Source organism: Actinoplanes sp. NPDC048967 (assembly GCF_040649415.1).
Taxonomy (GTDB): domain Bacteria; phylum Actinomycetota; class Actinomycetes; order Mycobacteriales; family Micromonosporaceae; genus Actinoplanes.
The window spans coordinates 1,203,089-1,226,502 of record NZ_JBEZFL010000002.1; the positions used below are offsets into that span (position 1 = coordinate 1,203,089).

Here is a 23,414-nt window from a genome sequence, read left to right on the forward strand (position 1 = left end):
AGGTGATCAGGCGGTCGGCGGGTGACCGCCGTCGCCGTCGACGATCGTGTCCGGGGTGCCGTCCTGGTCGAGGTCGGCCATCGTGATGTCGACCTTGCCGTCGCCGTCGGTGTCGAACTGGAACAGGTCGGCCTTGCCGTCGCCGTCGGTGTCGGCCACCCACACGTCCGGCTTGCCGTCGCCGTTGGTGTCCGTCGCCAGCAGGTCGACGCGGTCGTCGCCGCGGGTCTCGACGATCTCCTTGGGCTCGCTCATGGTGTCTCCTCAGGTGATGCGTCGCAGCGGATCTGACCAACGTAGGGCTCGGGTCGCCCCCTCGCGACCCGAACCGACCTCGAAGATAAGGATCGGGCGCCAGGGGTGTGACCGATGTCGCTGGCTCCGCCGGAACTCACCGGTAACGTAGCCGGGCGTGACTACAGCGGCGGACGGCATGCAGCAGCTCTTCGGCAGCGGGGGCGGGGGTGCCCTGGGCGAGCGCATGGGCATCCAGATCACCGAGGCGACCCCCGAGCGAGTGGTCGCCACGATGCCGGTCGAGGGCAACACCCAGCCGTACGGGCTGCTGCACGGCGGGGCGTCCTGCGTGCTGGCGGAGACGCTCGGCTCGGTCGGGGCGGTGTTGCACGGCGCGACGGTCGACCGGCCGTTCGCGGTGGGCGTCGACATCAACGCCACGCACCACAAGGGTGTGCGCTCCGGGACCATCACCGGGGTGGCCACGCCGGTGCACCGCGGCCGGACGGCGGTGACCTACGAGATCGTCATCACCGACGGCGACGGCGACCGGGTCTGCACCGCGCGTCTCACCTGCCTGCTGCGCGGCGCCTGATCCGCACCGGGGGCGGAAAACCCCAGCAGGATCGCTGCCTGAGCGGCAATTCTTGACGCATCCGCGTACCTTTTCCCACGTGACGGACATACCACAGCACGCCCTGGACGACGCGACGCAGGTGTTGCACTGCGCGCTCAGTGGCGACAGCGACGCTGTGGTGGGCACCTTCGACGCGGTGGTCGACCGGTCGGGCGTCGTGGGGGCGTACGACGTGGCGTGGTGTCTCGCTGCGACCATGGTCGGACAGAACGTGCCCAGAGGCGCCTGGACGCTCGACTTCCCCGGGATCGACGACGCGCGGTACGACAAGCGCTGGGTCGCCCGCTTCGTCAGCGCGTACGTGAACGGCGACATCTCCACCGGCGAGGCCCTGTTCGGCGCGGCCATCGCCGACGGTCAGCTCCCGGACTGCCTGCTCGCTCTGGCCGGCTCCACCGTGGCGACCCTGCGCCACCGGGCGGCATGAGCTCGCAGCGCCTCAGCCGTCGTCGTGTTTGAGGTAGAGCGCCTTGGCGTACTGGGCGGCAGCGGCCTCGTTGTACATCGTGGCCTGAGACATGTACCAGGCGTTGTCGCCCAGGGCTTTTTTCGCCGCGGTCATGCCCGACCAGCGGATGTCGGCGTCGACCTCGGACAGGCCGCGGGCTTTGAAATTGCGCCGCATCTGCATCTTGCCCGACCGGAAATTCTCCGCGGCCTCCTCCGCCTCACGCATGCAGGAGAAGCCCTTCTCGCTCAGCGCCTCCGCCATCGTCCAGGCTGCCCGTTCCTCCGCGCTGTTGAATTTCGGCACGTCGTTCCTCCCGTGAACTTTGTTCCCGGTTAGCTGTACGGAACGCGCGCCCGCGGCGCTAGGCCCCCACGCAGACTGCAAGAAAGGTCAAACTGGGCGATGCCGCCCGGTCGGGGCCAGTCGCCGAGGGGTGAAATCACACATGATCGCCGCCCGGGCTGGGCAACATTCACTCATGCCCTTCTTGAGCGCACAGTCGCCGCCCGCCATGACCGAGCTGCACAAGTGGGTGCTGGACAGCCCGGTGCAGCTACGCAGCCTGCGAGCTTCCCTGCACGAGGCGATCACCGGCCAGCCGATGCCCGCCGGCGCCGAGCTGGACGAGATCCCGGAGAAGGTCGTGCTCGTCGCCACCGAGCTGGCCACCAACGCCCTGCGGCACGGTCTGCCGCCGACCATTGTGCGGCTCGGCCGGCACGACCTGATCTTCGTGCTGGACGTCGCCGACCACAGCCCCGACACGGTGCCGCAGTACGCCGACGACCGGCCGCCCGGGGCCGGCGGGCTGGGCCTGTACCTGGCCAAGAAATTCGCCCTGGACCTCGGCTGGTACATCGAGGATCACACCAAGCATGTGTGGGCGGAGTTCCCCGTTCCGAGCTGACTTATGATCACGGGATTCGTAGACCGTCAGAGGTGTCCGTGACCCAGCCGACTTACCAGATCGTCCGTGAGGCCGCCGTCGTCCGGCTGGCCGGCGACTTCGACATCAACGCCCGCGACGAGATGCGCACCGCCCTTCTCGAGGCCGTGCGGTCAGCTCCCGCCGAGGTCGTCGTCGACTTCGACGCGGCGGTGTTCCTGGACAGCGAGGCGATGGGCGCGCTGATCGAGGGCCTCAACGCCGGTCGCGAGGCGGGCGTGCCGCTGCGCATCGTCAACGCGCACGGCCTGGTGCACCGCGTCCTCGACGTGTCCGGCGTGCTGGCCCTCTTCAACGGTTAGAGGGTCGACAGGTTGCCCGGGCCGGTCCACCTGCTGACCAGCCGCGTACGGGTGCGCACCTTGCCGGCGACCCGGACCCGGTAGGCCTGCTTGACCGTGCGCAGCGTCTGCCACGTGCGGACCCGGCGGGTCGCACCGTTGATCTCCGCCGTGACGGTCCGCAACTTCCACGTCCGGCACTCGGTGCGGTGCCGCACCTTCCCGTCCTCCACGACCTGGGCGGCCAGGCAGCGGTACGTCGACTGCAGCGCGTACGGGTTCGGACCGGTGTCGCCCGAGGTCCGGAACACCCTGGCCATCGCCCGGTAGAAGTTCCAGGCCATCTTCGAGTAGCCGAAGTCGTTCGGGTGGTGCAGGTCGTGCAGGTCGATGCCGCCGACGGTGGACTGGTCGACCACGGTGATCAGCGGGTCCTGCTTGGCGGCGACCATACCCGGGATGAGCCGGTTGTAGACCCGGTCGTCGGCGAGCTCCCACGGCACCCGCGAGCCGATGATCTGCGCGACGAAGATGTACGCCTCCGGCCGAGCGGCCCGGATCTGGTCGATCAGCCCGGACAGCTTGCGGTTCGTCTCGTACGGTCCGTCGCCCTTGGTGATGTTGTTGGTGCCGGCGTGCAGCAGGACGATGTCCGGCTGGGCGTCGGCCAGCCAGCCGTCGACCTCGGCGGCCATCTCGTCGATGTCCCAGCCGCCGTGGCCCTCGTGCTGGTTGTCGCCGCCGGAGCCGTTGCTCTGCGAACCGACGTAGTTGATCTGCATGCCACCGCGGAGCAGCCGCTGGGCCAGGCCCATCCGGTACGAGCTGCGGGTCGGCGATCCGGTGCCGAGCGTGATCGAGTCGCCCAGCGGCAGCACGCGCATCGCGCCGGAGCCGGCGATGTGGGCCTCGGCGGGGGCGTCTCCGGCGACCCGGGCGGCGAGCTGGGCCCGCGCGGCTCCCGGAGTGCCGAGGCCCGCGACCAGCCCGGCCGCCAGGAACCCGGTCATGACCTTGATGCCCAGACGCCGCGCGCCCGTGTTACGCCCCGCAGATCCCACGACCAGCTCCCCCGTTCCGCCAGCAAAGACTCCCGACAGATCGGGTGCCGGCGGGGCCATTCGAGACCCGGCTGGTAGCCGTGGGTTGTGATCAAGGTGCAGGCGGGCAGTTCAGTCGGCGAAGACGCCCGGGTCGTACGGCTGGGTGCCCTCCTCGACGGTCCAGACGGCGCCCAGCGGCATCAGGTCGCGGATCCGGACGCTGCGGACGCCCTCGCCGGTCGGCAGGATCACCCGGATCCGCGGGTGGTAGTCGAAGAGGACCTGCCGGTCCCGGCCGCACGGTCCCACCGGACCACGGCCGAAGTTGCCCACCGCCACGATCGTGGTCAGCTCGCGCGCCCCGGACGCCCGGGCGTGCCCGAGCGCCACGAGCTCCGCGCACGGCCCGCCGGTGAAGTGGTACAGATTGATGCCGCCGTACATCCGGCCGTCCACGCCGCGGACCGCCGCGCCCATGGTGTGCACGCCGTCCTCGCCGTCGGTGTTGGCGTCGACGATGCCGCGGGCGAACTCCACCAGTTCGAGGTCCTCGGCGGTGAGCTCACGAAGATCGATGGTCATCGGCTGACCCTAACGCGGCCGCCCGGGCCAGGAGGTACCGCTGCTCAGGGGCGCTCAGGGTCAGTCGGGCCGCCTCCAGGTAGGCGGCGTGCGCGGCGGTCAGGTCACCGCACTTCTCCAGCAGGTGGGCGCGGACCGCCGCCAGCCGGTGATGCCCGCGCAGCGCCGGATCGTCCTCGGCGACGTCGAGCCGGGCCAGCGCCAGTACCGGCCCGTGCACCTCGGCCAGGGCGACGATCCGGTTGAGCTGCACCATCGGGCCGGGGGCGAGGGCGTGCAGCATCCCGTACAGCTCGAGGATCTGCGGCCAGTCGGTGTCCCCGGGCCGCGCCGCCTCGTCGTGCACCGCCGCGATCGCGGCCTGCAGTTGATAGGGGCCGATCGGCGCGCTCGCCAGCGTCGCGGTGATCAGCGCGACGCCCTCGGCGATCGCCGCCGCGTCCCACCGCGATCGGTCCTGCTCGGCCAACGGCACGAGGGATCCGTCAGGCAGCGTGCGGGCCGGCCGCCGCGCGTCCGTGAGCAGCATCAACGCGAGCAGCCCGGCCACCTCGCCGTCGTCGGGCAGCTGCGCCCGCAGCAGCCGGGTGAGCCGGATGGCCTCGGCGCTGAGCTCGGTGCGGTGCAGCCGCGCCCCGGAACTCGCGGTGTAACCCTCATTGAAGATCAAATACAACACCTGGCGTACGGCGGTCAGCCGCGCTTCGCGCTCACCCGGCGGCGGCAGGCTGAACGTGGCCCCGGAGTCGCGGATCTTCTGCTTCGCCCGGCTGATCCGCTGCCCGACGGTGGCCTCGGGCACGAGCAGCCCCCGGGCGATCTCGGCGGTGCTGAGACCACCGACCGCGCGCAGGGTCAGCGCCACCTGCGACCCGGTGCTGAGGGCGGGATGGGCGCAGAGCAGCAGCAGGGTGAGCGAGTCGTCAACCGCGGAGGCGGGCGCGTGCTCCGGCTCGTACCGGATGGCCTCCTCGCGCCGGCGCCGGGCGGTCTCGTTGCGCAGCAGCTCGATCCGGCGCCGCGAGGCGACGGTGATCAACCATCCCCGCGGGTTGGCCGGCACCCCCTCGACGGGCCACTGCTGAGCCGCGGCCAGCAGCGCCTCCTGCACCGCGTCCTCGCAGGTGTCGAAGTCGCCGAAACGCCGCACGACCGCGCCGAGAACCTGCGGCGCACTCTCGCGCAGCAGGTCCTCCAGGGCGGCCGGCGGGTTCAGAACTCCCAGCCGCTCATGTCGAGCACCGGTCGCACCTCGACCTGGGTGAACGCGGCGTCGGGCACCTTGGCCGCCCAGCTGATCGCCTCGTCGGAATCCTCGACGTCGATCAGATAGAACCCGGCCAGGTGCTCCTTGACCTCGGCGAACGGTCCGTCCGAGGCGACGGTACGGCCGTCGCGCACGGAGACCCAGCGGGCCAGCGAGGGGTCGGCGAGGCCCTCCGAGGCGACGCAGACACCGGCCTTGGTCATCTCCTCGGTGAGCTGCAGGTGCCCGCGACCGAACTCCATGCGCTGCTCGTCGCTGAGCGTCTCCCAGACGGCCAGCGAACGCTCGTTGGACTGGATCAGGATCAGGTACTTCATCGGAGCCTCCACACGTCCCGGAAATTCTTTCACCGGAGACGTCGAAACCGGCGGAGCTGCTTCTACCTCTCGGCGTAAGGCTCTTCTCAACGAGTTCCTCGAAAGGCGTGAACGATGGACACGACCGAGATCCGCCGGGTGGTGCGGGAGCGGGCGGCAGCGGTGGCCGCCAAGGACGCGAAGGCGATGGTGGCGCACAACGCGCCGGACCTGATCGAGTACAACCTGGCGCCGCCGCTGCGCCAGCCGTCGGCCGGTGACGACGTGGCCCCGGTGGAGAAGTGGCTGGCGACCTTCGAGGGCCCGATGAGCATGGAGGTCCACGACCTGGAGGTGACTGCGGACGGGTCGGTGGCTTTCTGCACCAGCCTGAACCGGCTGACCGCGACGCCTCTCGGGCAGCCGGAGAGCTTCAGTCTGTGGTTCCGGGCCACCCTGGGCCTGCGGAAGGTCGACGGGAGGTGGCTGGTCGTGCACGAGCACGAGTCGGTCCCGTTCGAGATGGACGGCAGCCTGCGGGCATCCGTCTCCCTGCAGCCCTGACGGGAGACTCGCGGCGGCCGGCCGGGTCAGCGCCCCGGCCGGCCGCGCGTCGGTGGAATGGCGGCCTCAGCCCAGAACGGCGACGTTCACCTCGGCCCGGTCATTGGTGTAGTCCTCGTCGATCGCCCCGTCGAGGTCGGCGGACACCACCCCGGCGTCGTACGAAGGACCGGTGACGAGCAGACCGAAGGTGCGCAGGAACGTGGCGCCGCGGTCGAAGTACAGCGACGGCAGCTGGCACACGTACGTCACGGCCTGAGCCTCGTCGTCGAGCCGGCAGTCGGCGGGAACCTCGGTGGCCTCCGTACCCCCGGGAAGCTGGAACCGGAACCGCCCGGCGCTGCTGCCGGTGCGGGTGAAGTCGATGGCCCCGCCGACGTTGCGCGAGCCGACCTCGACCCGCACGGTCTCGCCGACCGAGCCGGAAGCGGAGGCGCCGACGGCCGCGACGTCCGAGAGGTTGTCGACGTCGAACCCCCAGTACCGGTAGTCATTGGCGTGATCAACGTCGGCGGCCCGGCTGACCTTGGCCCGCTTCGGCGCCGAGGTGACCGTGACCAGCGGCAGCCGCGACCCGCCGCGCCCGGAAAGAACCACATCCTCCGGCAGGCCGGCTCCGGCCAGCGGCGCGATCGTGTACTCGACGACCTCGTGATCAACGGCAGCGTCGGTGACGAGGGCCCCGAAGCCGCGGCTGAGCTTGAACACGGCCCCTGGGTCGATCCGCTGCGCGAAATCACAAACAGCGACGGTGCCGCGCTCGGGGAAGGTGGTGCGGTGGCCGTACCGGCAGTTGGCGTACGGGGTGGGGTTGAGGGGTTTGCTGAACTCGACGGTGACCCGGATGCCCTTGACGGCCCGGTTGCCGAAGTTGGTCACGGCCATGGGCGCGTAGATCCGGTCGCCGACCTTGGCGTCCGGGATCAGCCCGTTCTCGAGACCAGCCAGATCGGGCCCGTCCCCGGAGACGGTGATGACCGCGTCGGAGTTCATGAGGTCGTTGCCGTCGCCGGGGTTGTCGGCGTCGCCCCGGACCCGGATCGTCCCGTGCCCACCGGCCGGGGCACCGGCCACCGCGGTGACCGGGATGAACAGCGGCGCGTTGTTGTCGACCGAACCGGGCGGAGCGGGGCAGGTGGCGACCGTGCCCTGAGTGGTGCAGCCGGCCGGCCAGGCGAAGGAGACGAGGCCGGTCAGGTCGCTCACGTCGATCACGACGCGCGGGTTGACGGCCTCGCTGGTGATCACCTCGAGTCGGAAATCCTTGGCCGGGGCGCCGGCGGGGGCGACGGTCATGTCCTCGATGAAGGCCCAGACTCGCGCGTTCGTGCTGGACTCTTCGGCCGCGGCCACGGAAGGGGCGGTGCCGAGGGAGAGGGTGACGGCGGCGGTGGCGGTTGCCGTCAGGGCTAGGCGGGCCAGGTGCCGCCCGGCGGGAGCCAGGTTCATGCAACATCCTTTGTGAGGGGTGGGCGCACGGATCTTAAAGAGAGTGGGAATGGCTGCGCTGCCCCGTCCGTCCGTCCTCACTCACCTACGGAGCAGTCCTGCTCCGAAGACGAGGCCCCGACGACTACTGTCCGCGAGCTTCCCTTGCCCGGGCTTTGATCGCGACGATGACGTCGGTCTTGGCCTTGGCGTAGTCGTTCATGTCGTCCCAGCGCCGGCTGAGCAAGGTCCTCTTGGTGCTCTCGTAGAGGGTGCGGTCGTCCGCGTCGGAGCGCAGACGATCGCGAAAGAGGAGGTATTCGTCCACGGCAGGATCGCCCTTCTCGAAGACGTGCACGTGGACGTCGTGTGCTGGTGTACGCACCAGGCGATGCCCCGGCTCGCGGACCCGCAGTTCGTACCCGGCGGCCAGGAGCGCAGGGAGGTAGTCCTCTTCGGCGGTGATGTCGTCGACCGCGACCACGATGTCGACGATCGGCTTGGCGGCCAGCCCGGGAACGGACGTGGAACCGATGTGTTCGATCTCGATGTCCGCTGCCGTGAGGGCGTCTCGGATCCGTCCCCGATGGTCGAGATAGATGTCGGCCCACCGAGCGTCGTGGTCGCGCAGCTCGAGTGCGTGTGAGGCGCGCCCCACGAACTCGACCGTAGTGACGTCGGGGCGGCGCGGCTTACGGCTCTTGTTCACATGGCCATCCTCGCAAGCCGCAATCCGCGAGAGTCCGAGTGCAACGGCTGCTCAAGGTGATCGACCGACGTGGGCAGCGGGACCCTGCCGGCGCTGCTGTAGGGCCGGAGTGCCCCTACAAGCTGCTCACCTGGCGCCACCATGCGCTGAAGTCAGCCGCCGAGATCCGTCATTGACGGGTCCACGAGGCCTCAGTTCGGTTTTGGAGGGCTCCCGGTGGAGACGAATGACGTGGGTCTCTGCGGAGGCCGCACCAGGCGGCGATGAGAATGGCGGTTGAACCATGTACGGGCCGCTCGCTCGGCTAGCAGGAGTCTGCGTCTACGGACGAGAGCTGCGGCGATCTTCGCTATCAAGCAGACGTACGGGTTCTGCTCGCCCTGAACGTCGCCAGCGGCGACCGGCGTTGTCAACGAAGGTAACGTCGAGCGGCGTCCAGTAAGGCGTCCCCGGGCATCCCGCGCTGACATGGGTGATGTACCAGTCCCGGGGCGCATCGAGCCAGCCATTGCCCTCGACACCGTGCGGCGGAACCTGCTCGATGAGCAGGGGCCGCCCTTCTCGGCCAGGAACCTCTACTTCGATGTCCCACACGGGCGCGTCGCTGTGGTTGAAGACCTTCACGTGCACCTCGGAACGAGGTTCAAATGGCTCGTCCTTGAGCTCCGACACGGGTTCCGTTGGCTGGTCGCCGTCAAGCGTCGCGTACACGAGTCGAGCTTGCCGGCGCTCCTCGTCATGTCGCTCGTCCCTGCGCGCCTCTAGATCAGCACGGTGCTTGCCCATCTCTCGGACGAGCACGGCCAGCGCTACGGCGAACGCTGCAGCACCGAAGACGCCCCCTAGAAGCGAACCGAGCGCGTCGAGTTCGTTCCAGCCGAAGCTCAGCAGCATGCGGAGTCCTCCTCCGTGTCGTGCGATACATGTGCGACAACGGTCGGTAATCGACGGCTCTTTACCGGTCAACGGCGGTGCGCTGGATCAAGTGACAGATGCTCCGGAAAGCAAAACGCCCACCATGCGTTTCCGCAGGTGGGCGGTGCTCAAAGCCCGGCGAGAGGCTTGGTGGCCAGGGGCGGGGTCGAACCGCCGACCTTCCGATTTTCAGTCGGACGCTCGTACCAACTGAGCTACCTGGCCCTGCCGCGCCGTGGTGCGCGCGGACTCGGCTGTTGCGGTCCTGACGGGACTTGAACCCGCGACCTCCGCCTTGACAGGGCGGCGAGCACTCCAACTGCTCCACAGGACCTTGCTCGTGCTGCGTACTTTCTACCACTTACCCCGACCGAGGTCGGTTCGTACCCCCAACGGGATTCGAACCCGTGCTACCGCCTTGAAAGGGCGGCGTCCTGGGCCACTAGACGATGAGGGCAACCCCGCCATCATTGCATATTCCAACTCCGGCGGCGTGGGCCCCAACCGAGCCCCGCTTGAGGCTTGGAAAGCATACGTGATCCCCCGCCCCTCATCCAAACCGGTATCCCTCGCGCCGCCGGCACCTCGCTGACCTGCACTAATGCGACCGGCTCGTGGGGAGAGCGACCGCCGACACCAGCTGGACCGCCTCGGTGAGATTGCCGAGAAGAGTGACTCCCGCGGGCAGTTGCTCCGGTAGCCAACCCGGTCCGGCCGCCGCGGCGAGCAGCGGCCGATGCCGGCCGGCCAACACCAGGTGCCATTGCTCGGGGTCGGCGCTGCCCGCCAACTGTGACCACAGCACCAGAACGTCCGGCCCGGTCCGGGCGACGGCGTCCGCGACGGCCTGTGCGGGCACACGAGCGCCCAGCAGCCTGCTGGACACCCCCGCCTGTGCCAGCGCGGCAGCGAGCGCCTCCAGGGGCAGCGTGTGCTGCTCCTCGTCGGCGGCAGCCAGCAGAACGCGGGGAATCTGACTGCTCGGCGGGCGTGTGACGGAACCGAGCACTTCGGTGACCACCCGGGACAGGATGTGCTCGACCTCGATGAAGCGTTTGGTGGCCGCGTAGCGCTCGCCGACGCCGATCAGCACCGGCATGATCACTTCTTCCCAGGCCGCGACCACGCCACGGTCCGTGACGGTCATCTCCAGGATGTCGCGCAGGGCCGGACCGTCGAGACGCATGGCGGCGCGGGCCAGCCCGCGAGCAAGGGGCCCGGCCCTTCCGGTACGGATGGCATGCCCCCCACCGTCCCGGGCGACGAACATCTGGCCGAGCTGCTCGGGCCACACCGCGTCAACGGTCGGCGGCTGCTCCCTGACCCGGAAGGTGTCGCCCTCGTCCGGGGCTCCTCCAGCCGGGTCGAAGCGGTCGCTCGTGGAGTGCTGATCCAGCACCGGTTGAGCAGCATCCGGCGGCCAGGCGTCGGGGCGTGCTCCGCCGCGCCGCTGATGCGTTGATCGGGTCGGACCGTTCTCCGCGGCACCGGACGTGCCCTCGTGGACCGGCTGAATCGCATCTCGGGCTGTCTGGGCGGCCGGGAGTGGGTCGGGTCGCTCCACGGCGGCGCCGTGCCACGGCGATTCGGATTGCTCGCCTGCGGAGGAAAAGAGGTCTCCGGAGTCGACGGCTCGCCGATCTGACGGCGCGCTCTCGGCGCCCGGATTTTGAGCGATCCTGCCCGGCTTTTCAAGAGCAAGCCCGTCGCTGCCCTGAGCTGCCTCTGGACGCGTCGAGCGAGGATCGGCGTCCTGGCTTGTCGGCCCCGGTGGTGAGGAGGCCTCGGAGCTTCGGTCCGACGACGAATCGTCGAGAGGGCCCTCCCGAGGCTGATGCTCCCGGACCTCCGGGCGAGCGTTCGGCCCGACCGGCGCGGAAACGTCCAGCGGCACCGGAATGCGCCGAGCCCACGCCGCCGCCTCCGCCGGCGCCACCCCCTGGGCGGTGAGCCTGCGCATCACCTGCAGACGGTCCATGTCTTCCGGGGTGTAGCGCCGGTGCTGGCCCGGCACATGGTGGCTCGGCCCCAGCCCGTACCGCTGGTGCCAAGTGCGCAAGGTGGTCACGGCGACGCCCAGACGGCGGGCAACCGCCCCGGCCGTCAGGGCCTCATCGGCCACCCGACCGCTCCGGTGCATCGTCGGTCGGCCGCGGTACGCCCGCCGGGTCGACCTGAGGCCCGAGGGCCAAGTGGCGGATGAGTCGCTCAGTGACCCCCGGAAGCCACGGCGCGTACGACCGCAGATCCTCGCGCAGGCCTTCGTTCAGCTCCTCGACGGACGTCCAGCGCACATCCGCGACCTCGTCCGGGTCGACGAGCAGCCGGGCGTCCGCCGGCACATCGCCCAGCAGCACGTGGTCGTACTCATATTCGACCAGCCCGGTGGTCGGATCCTCGGCGTAGTACGAGTACACGCCGACCTCGGTCAGCGTCACGTCCTCAACGCCGATCTCCTCGACGAGACGACGGGCGGCAGCTGTCGCGGGTGTCTCCCCGGGCAGGGGATGACCGCAGCAAGTGTTGGCCCAGCGCAACGGGAAGCGGGTCTTGACCGCAGCGCGCTGCTGCAGCAGCACCCGGCCTGCCGGGTCGCGCAGGAACACCGAGAAAGCCCGGTGCAGCCGGCCAGGGGCACGGTGCGCGTCGCTCACCGTGGCGGCGCCGGCCGGCACCCCATCGGTGTCGACGAGCTCGACGAGGTGCGTCTCGCGGGACGCGGTCACAGGGCCCTCCCCACGAGGTCCGCCGCCGTTCCGGTGATCCGGGAGGCGGCCAGTTTGCCGGAGATCAAGACCATTGGTACGCCGACGCCGGGCTGCGTGCCGGAGCCGGTGAAGACGACGTTGGGCAGAGTCGGGTGGAGGTTACTCGGGCGGAACGGACCGGTCTGCGCGAAGGTGTGCGAAGACGCGAACGGGGTGCCGGCGGCCATGCCCTGGGCGGCCCAGTCGTCCGGGGTGATGATGCGTTCCACCTCGATGCTGTCGCGGAAGCCCACGTAGCCGCGCTGCTCCAGCACGCCCGCGATCTCGTCGGCGTAGCGCCGGCCGAGGCCGCCCTGCCAGTCCAGCGGCGCGACGTCGAGGTTCGGCGTCGGGGCCAGAACGTAGTAGGTCTGCCGGCCGGGTGGGGCCACGCTCGGGTCGCTGTGACTCGGGTTGGTGACCAGCAGCGACGGGTCGCTCATCAGCAGGCCCTGGTGGATGACCTCGTCGAACGTGCCCTTCCAGGCCGTACCGAAGTGGATGTTGTGGTGGGCGATCTTCGAGTAGCTCTGGCTCGACCCGATGTGCAGCACGACACAGGACGGCGAATACGTCAGCTTGCGCGGGCGGCGCGACTCGGGCAGCAGATCGCGATACGCCACGGGCAGGTCAGGGTTGAGCACCACGACGTCGGCCGGGATGCGTTCGCCGCTGTCGGTGATGACCCCGGTGGCCCGGCCGTTGGCGGTCTCGACGCGCGTCACCGTCGTCTCGTACCGGAATTGAACGCCGTGCTTCTCGGCCGCGCCGGCCATCGCCTTGGGCACCGCGTGCATGCCACCCCGCGGGAAGAAGACCCCGGCGACCGAGTCGAGGTAGGCGATGACGGCGTAGATGGCGAGCGCGTCGTGCGGGGCCAGGCCGGCATACATGGCCTGGAACGAGAAGATGCGCTGCGTCCGGGGGTCGCGGAAGTACTGGTTGATCTTCGGCTGGAGCCGCCGGAAGCCGCCCATGCCGAGCAGCTTGAGCAGGCTCATGTTCATCAGGTCGAGCGGGGTGTCCAGGTTGCGGTCGATGAAGTTGTTGCGCTCCAGGCGCCACAGGTCGCGGGCGAAGTCGACGAAGCGCAGATAACCGTCGGCCTCGCGGGGACCGCAGACCCGGGAGATCTCGGCGGCCATCTGGACGGTGTCGGTCTTGACGTCCAGGGTGGAGCCGTCCGGGTAGAACGCGCGGTATGCCGGGCTCAGCGGGGTCAGCTCGAGCCAGTCGGAGAGTCGCTCCCCGACGGCGGCGAGCGGCTCGGCGATCAGCTCCGGCATCGTCAGCACGGTCGGGCCGGTGTCGAAGTCGTACCCGTCGACCGAGAGCCGGCCTGCCCTCCCGCCCGGCACCGCTTCGCGCTCGACGACGGTCACCTGCCGTCCGGCCGCTGCGAGGTGCAGCGCGCAGGCGAGCCCGCCGAGTCCCGCGCCCACCACGACTACCCGGTCCGTCGTTCCCGTCACTTTTCGCACGTCAACAGCTCCAGGGGGTCAAAAGTCCATCATGCCCGGCGGTGGCTCGCGGAAGCCGCCAGGTTGGTCAACGCCGCACGGGCGTCGTCGTGGATCGGTGCGCCGGCCAGCGCCTCGATGCCTTCCGCCACCCGCTGCTGGATCAGGGCTTCGACCTGCGCGACGGCGCCGGTCTCGGCGATGACCTCGGCGCGGCGGGCGATCGCCGCGGGGGAGTTGAGCCCGCCGGAGCCGTCGGCGGGGATGACGGCTCCGGCGGGGTCCGGGGTCAGCTCGGCCCGCTGGGCGGGCGACGCGAGCTGGTGGGCGAGCATGAGCAATGTCGTGGGCTTGCCGGTGATCAGGTCGTCGCCGGCCGGCTTGCCGGTGACCACGGGGTCGCCGTAGACCCCGAGCAGGTCGTCTCGCAGCTGGAACGCCTCGCCGACCGCTATGCCGTAGCGGTTGTAGGCCTCGTCGACGGCCGCCGCATCGGCGTCGGCAGGACCCGCCAGCGCCAGACCGAACTGCAGCGGGCGCTGCACCGTGTAGCTCGCCGTCTTGTGGCGGGCCACCAGCAGCGCGCGGTCGACGGACCAGGCGGCGGGCTCGGTCTCGCCGAGGACGTCGAGATACTGCCCCGCCACCGCCTCGATGCGCATGCGGTCGTAGCAGGCGCGGACGGCGAACAGCGTGGCGGTGGACACGGCGGCCCGGGCCAGCAACTGGTCGGCCCAGACCAGGCACAGGTCACCGACGAGGATCGCCGAGGTGGTGCCGAAATGGTCGGGGTCGCCGAGCCGGCCCGCGTTGCTGTGCTGCGCGGCGAAGATGCGGTGGGCGGTGGGGCCGCCGCGCCGGGTGGCCGAGTCGTCCATCACGTCGTCGTGGACGAGCGCGAAGGTGTGCATCAGCTCGAGCGCCGCGAGCGCCGGCAGCACCGGCTCGACGGGCTCGCGCGCGGCCACCACACCGCGCCACCCCCAGTAGGCGAACGTCGGGCGCAGTCTCTTGCCGCCGGTCAGCACGAGATCCCGTGTCGTGCGGGCGAAGCGGCCGAGCGCCGGGTCGACGTCCTCCAGCGCGGCGGTCTGGCCGCTCAGGAACTCGGAAAGAGTGCCCTCGACAGCCGTCGTCAGCCCGTCCGCTTGGACGGTCTGGCGAGGTATCCCGGTACGGGGGTTTCCCTCGAGGATGTCGTTGGCCACGGAGGCGACATTACCGTAGGCTGCGAGTTGCGTCGATTCATGCGTCGATTTATTTGGGAGGGCCCGTGGAGGTCGATCTGGCGGCGGCCTACGAGCGGTGCCGTGAGCTGCACAAACGCCATGGACGCACCTACTACCTGGCGACCCGGTTGCTGCCGAAGTGGAAGCGACGCCACGTTCACGCTCTGTACGGTTTCACCCGGTATGCGGACGAAATCGTCGATCGCACCGAGGATCTGCCGCCGGCCGAGCGCGCCGCCCGCCTCACCGCCTGGTCCGACGAGTTTCTCGCGGGTCTGGCCGGGGCGCCCACCGACGATCCGCTGCTCCCGGCGGTCCTGCACACCATCGCCGTGTTCGACCTGGACCGCGCCGACTTCGCGGCGTTCCTCCGCAGCATGGCGATGGACCTCACCGTCACGTCGTACGCGACCTATGACGACCTGCTCGACTACATGGAGGGTTCGGCCGCGGTCATCGGCACGATGATGTTGCCGATCCTCGGCTCCAGCGACCCGGCCGCCGCCCGTGAGCCGGCCCGCCAGCTGGGCCTCGCCTTCCAGCTCACCAACTTCATCCGCGACGTGTCGGAGGACCTGGACCGCGGCCGCACCTATCTGCCCGACGAGCATCTCGCCGAGTTCGGGGTGACCCGCGCCGACCTCTTCGCCGCGCAGGCCGCGGGCCGGTCCACCCCACAGATCAAGGCGCTGATCCGCGCCGAGGTCGCCCGCGCCGATGAGCACTACGCGGCCGCGGCTCCCGGCATCCCGCTGCTGCTGCCCGGGTCCCAGGCCTGCATGCGCACGGCCTATGAGCTGTACGGCGGCATCCTCGACGAGGTCGCGGCCGAGGACTACGACGTCTTCACCCGGCGCGCGACAGTGCCCAACCAACGCCGTGCCGCCGTGGTGGCCAGATCCCTGCTGACCAGGCCGGGCACCCCCACGACAGCCTTCGCCCGAAGCTGAGCCCCAGCGATCACGGAACTGAGAAGCGGAGCTGCCATGCGAACGGCCGTCGTCCTGTTCACCCGTGACCTGCGGGTGCACGACAACCCGGCGCTCGCCGCCGCCTGCGCCAACGCCGAGCAGGTCGTTCCCCTGTTCGTCCTCGACCCCAACCTGCAACGCCTCTCGCCGAACCGCGCCCTTTTCCTGCACCAGAGCCTCGCCGACCTCCGCGAGACACTCCGCGGCCTGGGTGGCGATCTCGTCATCCGCACGGGTGATCCGGTCGCCGAGGTGATCAAGGTGGCGACCGAGGTCGGCGCCGAGGGCATCGCGCTGAGCACCGACGTCAGCGGCTACGCCCGGCGCCGGGAGCAGCGGCTCGAGCAGGAGTGCGAGCAGCACCGCATCTCGCTGCGCCTGTTCCCCGGCACCACCGTCGTGCCGCCGGGTGACGTGCGGCCGGGTGGTGGCGGCGAGCATTACCGGGTCTTCTCCCCGTACTACCGGGCCTGGTCGGCAGCCAAGTGGCGCGACGAGGTGGCGACGCCCGCGCGCGTTGTGCTGCCACCGGAGCTGAGCGCCGGCGAGCTTCCCGAGCCGCCGGCGGGGGAGTCGCCCGCGGCCGCCACGGGTGGCGAGACGGAGGGCCGGCGTCGACTGAAGACGTGGCTCAAGCACGTCGGGCCCTACGACGATCTGCACAATGACATGCCCGCCGACGGCACTTCGCGGCTCAGCGCGTACCTCCGGTTTGGCTGTGTCTCGCCGTTGACCGTGGCGAACGCAGCGCGGGCGCTGGACGGCCCGGGCCCCGACGCCTTTGTCCGCCAGCTCGGCTGGCGCGACTTCTACTACCAGGTCACCGCGGGGTTCCCGGCCATTTCGACGCAGGCCTACCGCAAGTCGGGCGACGGTGAGTGGCGTGACGATCCGGAGGCGCTGCTGCACTGGCAGGAGGGGACGACCGGGGTGCCCGTGGTCGATGCGGGCATGCGCCAATTGCGGGCCGAGGGCTGGATGCACAACCGGGCCCGCCTGATCACCGCTTCGTTCCTGACCAAGCACCTGGGGCTCGATTGGCGCGACGGCGTGCGGTGGTTCTTCCGCTGGCTGAACGATGGTGATGTCGCCAACAATTCGGGTAATTGGCAGTGGGTGGCCGGCACCGGGAACGACACCAAGCCGTACCGGCGCTTCAACCCCATCCGGCAGGCAGAGCGGTTCGACCCTGACGGCGTGTACGTTCGGCGCTACGTACCGGAGTTGATTTCCATCCCTGGCCGAGCAGTACACCAGCCTTGGCGACTACCGGATACGGTTCGCTCAGGTCTCGACTATCCGGGCCCGCTCGAGTCGCACCGCGACGAGGCGGTGTGGCTGCGGCCATGACGGGGTGCCGATGAGTTTCCTGTCCGGTTCGCCGGACGGGATGTGGAAGCGGGTCCTGCCGACCCGTTGCGTTCGTCCGTTGAAGGCCGGCAGGACCCGCGACAAACTGCCCACCCGGCCGGCCCGGAAACCTCACGGCCGGGCGGAAACCTCAGGCCGGCAGCCTGTGCCAGGCGCCGTAGTGGTGCACGGCGATGCCTCCGAAGGCCGCTGTCTGCCGGGTCGCCTCATCAACCTTGGCCAGCTCCAGCTTCAGCGCGGCTGCGCCTTCCTCGTGGAAGGTGCAGTGCAGGCAGTCCGCCAGTGGCCCGGTCTCCGCCGCCAGCCGCACCCGCTTGCCCGCCGCCTTGCCGCGCGCCAGCCAGTCCAGGCTGACCGCCACGATGGAGTTCGGGCCGGTCGCGGTGTCGCGGTAGCTCATCACCGTCACCCCGTTGACCCGGCGCAGCACCTCGTCGGCCAGGTTCTTGCGGCCGAGCTTGTACTGCCCGAACCAGAACGGCACGTCGGCCTCCAGCGACAGCGTGCTCGCGGCCCGCATCCGGTCCAGCAGCTTGAGGTAGGCCGCCTCGGTCCCCGGCAGGTCGGTGGTCCAGCCCTCGACCAGGTACGGCTCGACATCGAGGTGGATGCCGTCGAAAAGGCCGGTCGACACGACGGTCCGCTGCCAGGCCAGCGCCGCGGCGTGGTTGGTGACCCAGTCCGGGTCGCCGCCGAGTGCCCGCAGCTTGATCCGCCGGGCGACGGCCATTTCCTTGAGCTCCTGCAGCCGGGCCAGGCCGCCGTCGGTGAGGACCGACGGTGCAACGTGGACGAAGACCTCGGAGATGTTGTGCTCGCCGGCCCAGCTGATCACGTCAGCGGCCGGATCGTCGCCCCACAGCCACATGGCTCGGGTGTTCACCGGCACCGCGGTGAGACCCGCACTGCCCGCCGACGAAGCCCCGGGCAACGCCGTGGCGGCGGCCATGAGGATGGCAGACACCAGCCCTGCCTGCCATCGCCCCCTCATGACCGCCCCCTTCGCCGTGGTGATTCCGCTTCCGCGAGGGAACAGAATCGGCGGCGGCGGCGGTCAGGTGAGAAGTCGCAACGAGGAAATCGCCGTGTCGATCGCCCCGACCCGGTCGAAGTCGCCGATCCGGCGGGTGACGTAGGCGATCGCGTGCCCGGCGGCCGGGTCCGCCCAGGCCGCGTTGCCGCCCAGGCCACCCATGCCCCAGGTTCCGTCCGGTTCGAGCTGCACGCCGAGGCCCCAGGTCGTGGACTGTTCGATGAACAGATCCGGACCGGTGAAGTGCGCCGAGACGAGGTCGGCGACGAGCGCCGCGCTGAGCAGCCGGTGCCCGTCCAGCACGCCACCGGCCAGCAATCCGGCGTAGAAGCGGGCCAGCGAGTCGGCCGTGGCGTGCAGGTTCACCGCCGGGATGACGGACCGGCGCCACAGGTCACTGTTGAGGACGGCGAGGTCCCGGGAGCCGGGCGGGTTCGCGATGGCCCGAGCGCGCACCGTGCCCGGCTCGCCGGCCAGCAGGTGCTGCCGGTCCGGCTGGTCGAACTCGAGCTCGGCGCACCGGTCCGTCTCCGCGGTGCCGAACCCGAAGTCGAGCTGCCACGGCCGGGCGATCTCCTCGGCGACGAAGCGCGCCGGCGGCCGGCCGTCGACGCGGTGGACGAGTTCGCCCAGCAGATGGCCGTAGGTCAGGGCGTGTTCGGCAGCCACCGTGCCCGGCGGCCACTCGGGGCGCGCGGCGGCCAGGTCGGCGCAGAGCAGATCCCAGTCGCTCCACGCGGACGCTTCCCGTGGCACGGGGAAGAACGGGAGGCCGGCCGTGTGTGTCAGCAGCTGCCGTACCGAAGCATCGGTCGAGAACCGCGGCCAGTGCCGCCCGATCGGATCGTCCAGGCCGACCAGGCCGCGATCTACCAGCAGCAGCACCGCCAGCGCGATCACCGGCTTGCCCACCGAATAGACGTTGACCAGGGTCTCTGCCGTCCACGGCCGGGTCCGCGCGGTGTCGGCCCAGCCCTCGCGCAGATCGACCACCAGTTCGCCGTGCCGTCGCACCGCGAGGGCCGATCCGCCGCGCGGCTCGGCTCCGAAAGCGTCCCGGACCGGTTCGTATCCGGGCGCCACGAAGCCGTCGATATTACGGTCCGCTGACATGGGCGCACAGTACCCGCGGATGGTGGAAAGCTGGTCCCATGGGCGAAGCACAGCAAGCAGATGTGGTGGTCGTCGGCCTGGGGGTCGGCGGCGAGGAGGTCGCCGGCCGGCTCGCGCAGGCCGGCCTGACGGTCATCGGCGTCGAGCACACCCTGGTCGGTGGCGAATGCCCCTATTGGGGCTGCATCCCGACCAAGATGATGATCCGCGCCGGCAATGCCCTCGCCGAGGCCCGCCGCATCCCCGGCCTGGCGGGCACGTCCCAGGTCACGCCCGACTGGGCGCCGGTCGCCCGCCGGATCCGTGAGCAGGCCACCGACACCTGGGACGACAAGGTCGCCGTCGACCGCTTCACCGGCAAGGGCGGCCACTTCGTGCGCGGCCGGGCGACCATCACCGGACCGGGCCGGGTGCGGGTCGACGATCAGGAATGGGTGGCGAGCCGCGGCATCGTCGTCGCCACCGGGACTACGGCGGTGATCCCGCCGATCGAAGGGCTCGCCGGCACGCCGTACTGGACCAACCGCGAGGCCGTCGAGGCCGAGACCCTGCCGGACACGCTGCTGGTTCTCGGCGGCGGCGCCATCGGCCTCGAGCTCTCCCAGGTCATGGCCCGCTTCGGCGTGCAGGTCACGGTCATCGAGGGCAGCGATCGACTGCTCGCGATGGAGGAGCCCGAGTCGTCCGAGACCGCGGCCGCGGCCTTGGCGGCCGACGGCATCAAAACCCGGACCGGGGTACGCGCAAAGCACGTCACCCACGCCGCCGACGGCTTCTCGGTCGAGCTGTCCGACGGCTCCACGGTCACCGGCGAACGGCTGCTCGTCGCCACCGGCCGCGCCGCCCGCCTCGGTGGCCTGGGCCTCGAAACCGTCGGACTCGACCCGTCAGCCCGCTTCCTGACCACCGACGACCGGATGCGCGCCGCCGAGGGGGTCTGGGCCGTCGGCGACGTGACGGGCAACGGCGCCTTCACCCACATGGCGATGTACGAGGCCGACGTCGCCGTCCGAGACATTCTCGGCCAGGGCGGCCCGGGCGCGGATTACCACGCCAAGCCCCGCGTCACCTTCACCGATCCCGAGATCGGCGCCGTCGGCCTGACCGAGCAGCAGGCCCGCGACGCCGGCCTCGACGTCCAGGTGGGCTACTCGAGCCTGCCGTCGTCCTCCCGCGGCTTCGTGCACGGCCCGGGCAACGAAGGGTTCATCAAGGTCATCGTCGACCGGTCCCGCGGCGTGCTGGTCGGCGCCACCTCGGCCGGCCCTTCGGGCGGCGAGGTTCTCGGAGCATTGACCGTGGCGGTGAAGGCCGAGGTGCCGGTGGCCACGCTGCAGGCCACGATCTGGGCCTACCCGACATTCCATCGGGCGATCGGTGACGCCCTGCATTCCCTCTAGAGCGGGACGGTCGCCGTGATTGTGCTGCCGGCCGGAGAGCTGACGATGAACAGCTCGGAGAGCTGCCGGGCGATCCACAGTCCGCGGCCGCCGGGCAACGAAGGCGCCGGCAGGGTGTGGCCGGCATGGGCCGGATCGTCCAGGCCCGTGCCGGCGTCGCTGACCTCGCAGTGCAAAAAGCCGTCGGCCAGCCACAGCCGCAGCCGGCCGGTGCCACCGCCGTGCCGGACGGAGTTGCTGGCCAGCTCGTGGGCGATCAGCACCATCGTGTCGACGGTTCGGGCATCCGCCACCGTGCAGACATGGGCGGCGACCGCGGCCCGGACGCTGTACAGGCTGGCTTCATCGAAGCCCTGCTCGAGCAGCACCTCGGAACTCACTCGCGGTGGTGCGGGGGTGGTGCCGCTCTGCTCAGCGTTCGCCATCGCGCACCAGCATCCGCAGCGCAGGCACGTCAGCCGCGCCCGCCACAGTCAACGTCCGTTCGATCGGCTCCGCACACACCACGATCATCCGGCGCGGTTCCGGCAGGTTGGCCGCGGTCCGCAGGATCACGGCCGCTGCGCCGGCGTCGATGAAGCGCAGGTGGTTCAGGTTGAGGTGGACGTCGTGGTCCAGGCGGACGGCCTCGGCGAGCGCGTCGCTCAGCACGTCGGCCCGGGCATAGTCGAGCTCGCCCGCCACCCGTACGCCCGGCGGCACGTGCTGCCGGCAGATCCGCAGCACCGGGTCCTCGTGGTAGACGGTCGCCGCCACTGTCCGCGGATGCACCCGGGCGGCGTAGGCGAGGGTGACCGGGTCGAAGCTGTCCCGGTTGTACTCGCAGATGGTGGTCAGTCGCCCCGCGGCGAAGAGCCGTCCCACCTCGGACTCGAAGACCAGCAGCTGCTCGGCGTTCGCCTGCGGCCGGGCGGCCCAGCACATGTCCGCGGTGATCCGCAGTCCCGTCCGGCCGTCCCGGTCGGCCTGGGCGAGCTCGCGGGCAAGGAGCTCGACCATGGTGGCGGCGTCCGGCCCCGTGCCCCCGCCCCACAGCCGGTCGCTCTCGGCCACGGTGAGCTCCTGCCCGCCGTCGAGGCCGCGTTCCAGCAGCTCAGCGCGGAGCCCGTCGACATCGGCGGCGTCCGTGAAGCAGATGACCCGCTCGCCGCGCGACTGCCCGGCGGCCACGAAGGCGGCCAGGATGTCCAGCCGCTCCTCGGGATCGGTGAAAGTCAGGCAGGCGTGGTCGCCTGGGCTGAGCCGATCCACCGGTGTCGTGGCGACCATGCGTCCTCCTCAGGAGCCCGGGGCTGGAAACGTACCCGATGACTGAAGGGCCCAAGCAAGGTTTGGCCGGACGCCGCTGGGTAACCCCATCGGCATGGTGCGGCAGACGATCTCCCGGCTGGAGCAGGCCTCGGCGCTGGACGCCGTCAGCGATCGCCTCCAGGGCGTCGTGCAGAGTGCGATCAAGCCCAGGCGCCTGCGGGACCTGCTGCACGGCACCTGGCTCGGCCATCCCCTGCACCCCGTCCTCGTCCAGCTCCCGGTCGGCGCCTTCATGAGCGCCGCGGTGATGGATGCCCTGCCGGGTCAGGACAAAGCGGCGACCACGCTGATCGCCGTGGGCACGGCCGGCGCCGCTCCCGCGATCGCCGCCGGCCTCGTCGACTGGTCCTCCCTCTCGCGGGACCAGCGCCGGGTGGGCCTGATCCATGCCGCGGCCAACACGGTGGCCCTCGGCCTCTATGCCGGGTCACTCGCGGCGCGCTTCTCCGGCCGGCGGGGGCTGGGCAAGTTCCTGGGGTACGCCGGACTGAGCATCGCCGGCGCCGGGGCTTACCTGGGTGGGCACCTCTCGTACCAGCAGGGCGCCCAGATGAACCACGGTTCTTCCGAAGTGCTGCGCCTGCCCGAGGACTGGGCCGAGATCGGCGAGGTGGCGGCGCTGCCGGAGGGCAAGCCGACGGTACGCACGATCGGCGACGTCCGGGTGCTGCTCTACCGCCTCGGCAATGAGGTCACGGCGATGGTGGAGCGCTGCGGCCACCAGGGCGGGCCGCTCGGCGAAGGCGAGATCGAGGGAACGGGCGAGAACGCGTGTGTGGTCTGCCCGTGGCACGGAAGCACGTTCCGCCTCAAGGACGGCTTGGTGGTGCACGGTCCGGCGGGCGGGGATCAGCCCACGCTGCGTACCCGCGTCCGTGACGGTGTGCTGAGTGTGGCCACGCCCTGACCGCGTTCCCGCAGGTCACCGCGTTGTGGCGTGGGACACGGGGGGCCGATTTGGAGCCCGGGAAACGAGCAGGTAATGTTTTGCGAGCCGGCAGGGAAACGGGCGAGGCAAGCAGAACGAACTGACCAAGCGTCAGGGAGATCAGCTACCGGCCGTCCTGCCAAATCCTTCGAACTTCGGGATCGTAGCAACGCTGCCCTGCGCAGTGGAGCCCCGAGCCCGGGACGAAGGGTGCGCTAGGGACGAACGGCACGAACCGGGAGATACCGGTTGACAGGGCCAGGAAGACCTAGTAAAGTTGAACGAGTGCCCCGGGAGCGGGTCGTCTGGTTGGGCGGCGGGTTTTCGGTGTGTGGTTGTTCTTTGAGAACTCAACAGGGTGCTAGATAAGCCAGTGCCATGAGTAATGCCTCGGCCCTCTTTTTGTGGGGTTGGGGGTTCTTCTGGCAGCAAGTTTTTGATTGTTGCTGGGATGATTTTCCACAGATTTTGTTGGAGAGTTTGATCCTGGCTCAG

The 23,414-nt window shown here is 70.3% G+C and carries 26 protein-coding genes, 3 tRNA genes and 1 pseudogene; 9 read left to right on the top strand and 21 right to left on the bottom strand.

Annotated elements, in window-relative coordinates; genetic code table 11:
• Positions 1-6: 6 nt before the first annotated feature.
• Complete coding sequence (locus AB0C12_RS12375) at positions 7-255, bottom strand: hypothetical protein (protein ID WP_360546977.1); 249 nt, start codon at positions 253-255, stop codon at positions 7-9.
• 178 nt (positions 256-433) lie between these two features.
• Here AB0C12_RS12375 and AB0C12_RS12380 point away from each other — a divergent pair, with 178 nt between their 5' ends.
• Together AB0C12_RS12380 and AB0C12_RS12385 are read left to right on the top strand one after the other, a co-directional pair.
• On the top strand, positions 434-832 hold the full coding sequence (locus AB0C12_RS12380; protein WP_360547146.1) for a hotdog fold thioesterase: 399 nt from the start codon (positions 434-436) through the stop codon (positions 830-832).
• Between the two features lie 79 nt (positions 833-911).
• Entirely contained in the window at positions 912-1,301 is a 390-nt protein-coding gene (locus tag AB0C12_RS12385; RefSeq protein WP_360546980.1) for a hypothetical protein, read from the top strand.
• 12 nt (positions 1,302-1,313) lie between these two features.
• On the opposite strand, the gene AB0C12_RS12390 is transcribed toward AB0C12_RS12385, so the two are convergent.
• Entirely contained in the window at positions 1,314-1,628 is a 315-nt protein-coding gene (locus tag AB0C12_RS12390) for a hypothetical protein (RefSeq protein ID WP_360546981.1), read from the bottom strand.
• A gap of 175 nt (positions 1,629-1,803) precedes the next feature.
• Between AB0C12_RS12390 and AB0C12_RS12395 the strand changes: the two genes are divergently transcribed.
• Complete coding sequence (locus AB0C12_RS12395) at positions 1,804-2,232, top strand: ATP-binding protein (RefSeq protein ID WP_360546983.1); 429 nt, start codon at positions 1,804-1,806, stop codon at positions 2,230-2,232.
• A gap of 38 nt (positions 2,233-2,270) precedes the next feature.
• Positions 2,271-2,573: an STAS domain-containing protein gene (locus AB0C12_RS12400; RefSeq protein ID WP_360546985.1), complete on the top strand. Its 303-nt coding sequence runs from the start codon at positions 2,271-2,273 to the stop codon at positions 2,571-2,573.
• On the opposite strand, the gene AB0C12_RS12405 is transcribed toward AB0C12_RS12400, so the two are convergent.
• From AB0C12_RS12405 to AB0C12_RS12420, 4 genes are all read right to left on the bottom strand, one after another.
• The gene (locus AB0C12_RS12405) at positions 2,570-3,613 is read right to left on the bottom strand and encodes an SGNH/GDSL hydrolase family protein (RefSeq protein ID WP_360546987.1); all 1,044 of its coding nucleotides are present in this window, start codon (positions 3,611-3,613) and stop codon (positions 2,570-2,572) included. The genes AB0C12_RS12400 and AB0C12_RS12405 overlap by 4 nt on opposite strands.
• Positions 3,614-3,724: 111 nt before the next feature.
• Positions 3,725-4,177, bottom strand: a complete 453-nt coding sequence (locus AB0C12_RS12410) for a cytidine deaminase (protein ID WP_360546989.1) — start codon at positions 4,175-4,177, stop codon at positions 3,725-3,727.
• On the bottom strand, positions 4,158-5,375 hold the full coding sequence (locus AB0C12_RS12415; RefSeq protein ID WP_360547148.1) for a sigma-70 family RNA polymerase sigma factor: 1,218 nt from the start codon (positions 5,373-5,375) through the stop codon (positions 4,158-4,160). Before AB0C12_RS12415 ends, AB0C12_RS12410 begins: the two co-directional genes overlap by 20 nt.
• A 14-nt stretch (positions 5,376-5,389) precedes the next feature.
• Positions 5,390-5,761, bottom strand: coding sequence for a YciI family protein (locus AB0C12_RS12420; protein WP_360546991.1), 372 nt, complete (start codon positions 5,759-5,761; stop codon positions 5,390-5,392).
• Positions 5,762-5,875: 114 nt separating this feature from the next.
• Between AB0C12_RS12420 and AB0C12_RS12425 the strand changes: the two genes are divergently transcribed.
• On the top strand, positions 5,876-6,304 hold the full coding sequence (locus AB0C12_RS12425) for a nuclear transport factor 2 family protein (RefSeq protein ID WP_360546993.1): 429 nt from the start codon (positions 5,876-5,878) through the stop codon (positions 6,302-6,304).
• Positions 6,305-6,370: 66 nt separating this feature from the next.
• Here AB0C12_RS12425 and AB0C12_RS12430 read toward each other — a convergent pair whose 3' ends face one another.
• From AB0C12_RS12430 to AB0C12_RS12480, 11 genes and pseudogenes are all read right to left on the bottom strand, one after another.
• Entirely contained in the window at positions 6,371-7,753 is a 1,383-nt protein-coding gene (locus tag AB0C12_RS12430; RefSeq protein ID WP_360546995.1) for a hypothetical protein, read from the bottom strand.
• A gap of 124 nt (positions 7,754-7,877) precedes the next feature.
• A complete protein-coding gene (locus AB0C12_RS12435) occupies positions 7,878-8,441 on the bottom strand; it encodes a GrpB family protein (protein ID WP_360546998.1) in 564 nt (187 codons plus the stop codon).
• A 321-nt stretch (positions 8,442-8,762) separates the two neighbouring features.
• The gene (locus tag AB0C12_RS12440; protein WP_360547000.1) at positions 8,763-9,335 is read right to left on the bottom strand and encodes a hypothetical protein; all 573 of its coding nucleotides are present in this window, start codon (positions 9,333-9,335) and stop codon (positions 8,763-8,765) included.
• A 169-nt stretch (positions 9,336-9,504) separates the two neighbouring features.
• Positions 9,505-9,581 (bottom strand) — tRNA-Phe (locus AB0C12_RS12445).
• A 35-nt stretch (positions 9,582-9,616) separates the two neighbouring features.
• A tRNA-Asp gene (locus tag AB0C12_RS12450) sits at positions 9,617-9,690 on the bottom strand.
• Between the two features lie 50 nt (positions 9,691-9,740).
• Positions 9,741-9,813, bottom strand: a tRNA-Glu gene (locus tag AB0C12_RS12455).
• Positions 9,814-9,954: 141 nt separating this feature from the next.
• Positions 9,955-10,626, bottom strand: a complete 672-nt coding sequence (locus tag AB0C12_RS12460; RefSeq protein ID WP_360547150.1) for a B12-binding domain-containing protein — start codon at positions 10,624-10,626, stop codon at positions 9,955-9,957.
• A gap of 624 nt (positions 10,627-11,250) precedes the next feature.
• Positions 11,251-11,478 (bottom strand): annotated as a pseudogene (locus tag AB0C12_RS12465) (MerR family transcriptional regulator); the annotation flags it as partial.
• Positions 11,468-12,082, bottom strand: coding sequence for an isopentenyl-diphosphate Delta-isomerase (gene idi / locus AB0C12_RS12470; RefSeq protein WP_360547002.1), 615 nt, complete (start codon positions 12,080-12,082; stop codon positions 11,468-11,470). The pseudogene AB0C12_RS12465 and the gene idi, both read right to left, overlap by 11 nt.
• Complete coding sequence (gene crtI, locus AB0C12_RS12475) at positions 12,079-13,584, bottom strand: phytoene desaturase family protein (RefSeq protein ID WP_360547004.1); 1,506 nt, start codon at positions 13,582-13,584, stop codon at positions 12,079-12,081. Before crtI ends, idi begins: the two co-directional genes overlap by 4 nt.
• A gap of 29 nt (positions 13,585-13,613) precedes the next feature.
• Complete coding sequence (locus AB0C12_RS12480; protein WP_360547152.1) at positions 13,614-14,732, bottom strand: polyprenyl synthetase family protein; 1,119 nt, start codon at positions 14,730-14,732, stop codon at positions 13,614-13,616.
• A 104-nt stretch (positions 14,733-14,836) separates the two neighbouring features.
• On the opposite strand from AB0C12_RS12480, the gene AB0C12_RS12485 reads away from it, so the two are divergent.
• Entirely contained in the window at positions 14,837-15,742 is a 906-nt protein-coding gene (locus tag AB0C12_RS12485) for a phytoene/squalene synthase family protein (protein WP_360547006.1), read from the top strand.
• Positions 15,743-15,778: 36 nt separating this feature from the next.
• Positions 15,779-17,113, top strand: a complete 1,335-nt coding sequence (locus AB0C12_RS12490) for a deoxyribodipyrimidine photo-lyase (RefSeq protein ID WP_360547008.1) — start codon at positions 15,779-15,781, stop codon at positions 17,111-17,113.
• 151 nt (positions 17,114-17,264) lie between these two features.
• Here the strand turns inward: AB0C12_RS12490 and AB0C12_RS12495 are convergent, their stop codons facing one another.
• Both AB0C12_RS12495 and AB0C12_RS12500 read right to left on the bottom strand, forming a co-directional pair.
• Entirely contained in the window at positions 17,265-18,098 is an 834-nt protein-coding gene (locus tag AB0C12_RS12495) for a hypothetical protein (RefSeq protein ID WP_360547010.1), read from the bottom strand.
• Between the two features lie 90 nt (positions 18,099-18,188).
• Entirely contained in the window at positions 18,189-19,280 is a 1,092-nt protein-coding gene (locus tag AB0C12_RS12500; protein ID WP_360547012.1) for a serine hydrolase domain-containing protein, read from the bottom strand.
• A gap of 38 nt (positions 19,281-19,318) precedes the next feature.
• On the opposite strand from AB0C12_RS12500, the gene AB0C12_RS12505 reads away from it, so the two are divergent.
• Positions 19,319-20,680: an NAD(P)/FAD-dependent oxidoreductase gene (locus AB0C12_RS12505; RefSeq protein ID WP_360547014.1), complete on the top strand. Its 1,362-nt coding sequence runs from the start codon at positions 19,319-19,321 to the stop codon at positions 20,678-20,680.
• Here AB0C12_RS12505 and AB0C12_RS12510 read toward each other — a convergent pair.
• Positions 20,677-21,105 carry an ATP-binding protein gene (locus AB0C12_RS12510; protein WP_360547016.1) on the bottom strand — a complete coding sequence of 143 codons (429 nt, stop codon included), beginning with the start codon at positions 21,103-21,105 and terminating at the stop codon, positions 20,677-20,679. The genes AB0C12_RS12505 and AB0C12_RS12510 overlap by 4 nt on opposite strands.
• On the bottom strand, positions 21,092-21,949 hold the full coding sequence (locus AB0C12_RS12515) for an MEDS domain-containing protein (RefSeq protein ID WP_360547018.1): 858 nt from the start codon (positions 21,947-21,949) through the stop codon (positions 21,092-21,094). The genes AB0C12_RS12510 and AB0C12_RS12515 overlap by 14 nt, the downstream gene beginning before the upstream one ends.
• 94 nt (positions 21,950-22,043) lie before the next feature.
• On the opposite strand from AB0C12_RS12515, the gene AB0C12_RS12520 reads away from it, so the two are divergent.
• Positions 22,044-22,898: a Rieske (2Fe-2S) protein gene (locus AB0C12_RS12520; RefSeq protein ID WP_360547020.1), complete on the top strand. Its 855-nt coding sequence runs from the start codon at positions 22,044-22,046 to the stop codon at positions 22,896-22,898.
• Positions 22,899-23,414: the final 516 nt, after the last annotated feature.

What these genes read in the sequence shown, in the direction of transcription:
- AB0C12_RS12440 (WP_360547000.1), bottom strand. Translation starts at nt 9,335, where the DNA reads ATGCTGCTGAGCTTCGGCTGGAACGAACTCGACGCGCTCGGTTCGCTT.
- AB0C12_RS12500 (WP_360547012.1), bottom strand. Translation starts at nt 19,280, where the DNA reads ATGTCAGCGGACCGTAATATCGACGGCTTCGTGGCGCCCGGATACGAA.
- AB0C12_RS12515 (WP_360547018.1), bottom strand. Translation starts at nt 21,949, where the DNA reads ATGGTCGCCACGACACCGGTGGATCGGCTCAGCCCAGGCGACCACGCC.
- AB0C12_RS12510 (WP_360547016.1), bottom strand. Translation starts at nt 21,105, where the DNA reads ATGGCGAACGCTGAGCAGAGCGGCACCACCCCCGCACCACCGCGAGTG.
- AB0C12_RS12460 (WP_360547150.1), bottom strand. Translation starts at nt 10,626, where the DNA reads ATGTTCGTCGCCCGGGACGGTGGGGGGCATGCCATCCGTACCGGAAGG.
- AB0C12_RS12425 (WP_360546993.1), top strand. Translation starts at nt 5,876, where the DNA reads ATGGACACGACCGAGATCCGCCGGGTGGTGCGGGAGCGGGCGGCAGCG.
- AB0C12_RS12505 (WP_360547014.1), top strand. Translation starts at nt 19,319, where the DNA reads ATGGGCGAAGCACAGCAAGCAGATGTGGTGGTCGTCGGCCTGGGGGTC.
- AB0C12_RS12395 (WP_360546983.1), top strand. Translation starts at nt 1,804, where the DNA reads ATGCCCTTCTTGAGCGCACAGTCGCCGCCCGCCATGACCGAGCTGCAC.
- AB0C12_RS12375 (WP_360546977.1), bottom strand. Translation starts at nt 255, where the DNA reads ATGAGCGAGCCCAAGGAGATCGTCGAGACCCGCGGCGACGACCGCGTC.
- AB0C12_RS12410 (WP_360546989.1), bottom strand. Translation starts at nt 4,177, where the DNA reads ATGACCATCGATCTTCGTGAGCTCACCGCCGAGGACCTCGAACTGGTG.
- AB0C12_RS12380 (WP_360547146.1), top strand. Translation starts at nt 434, where the DNA reads ATGCAGCAGCTCTTCGGCAGCGGGGGCGGGGGTGCCCTGGGCGAGCGC.
- AB0C12_RS12520 (WP_360547020.1), top strand. Translation starts at nt 22,044, where the DNA reads ATGGTGCGGCAGACGATCTCCCGGCTGGAGCAGGCCTCGGCGCTGGAC.
- AB0C12_RS12490 (WP_360547008.1), top strand. Translation starts at nt 15,779, where the DNA reads ATGCGAACGGCCGTCGTCCTGTTCACCCGTGACCTGCGGGTGCACGAC.
- AB0C12_RS12430 (WP_360546995.1), bottom strand. Translation starts at nt 7,753, where the DNA reads ATGAACCTGGCTCCCGCCGGGCGGCACCTGGCCCGCCTAGCCCTGACG.
- AB0C12_RS12420 (WP_360546991.1), bottom strand. Translation starts at nt 5,761, where the DNA reads ATGAAGTACCTGATCCTGATCCAGTCCAACGAGCGTTCGCTGGCCGTC.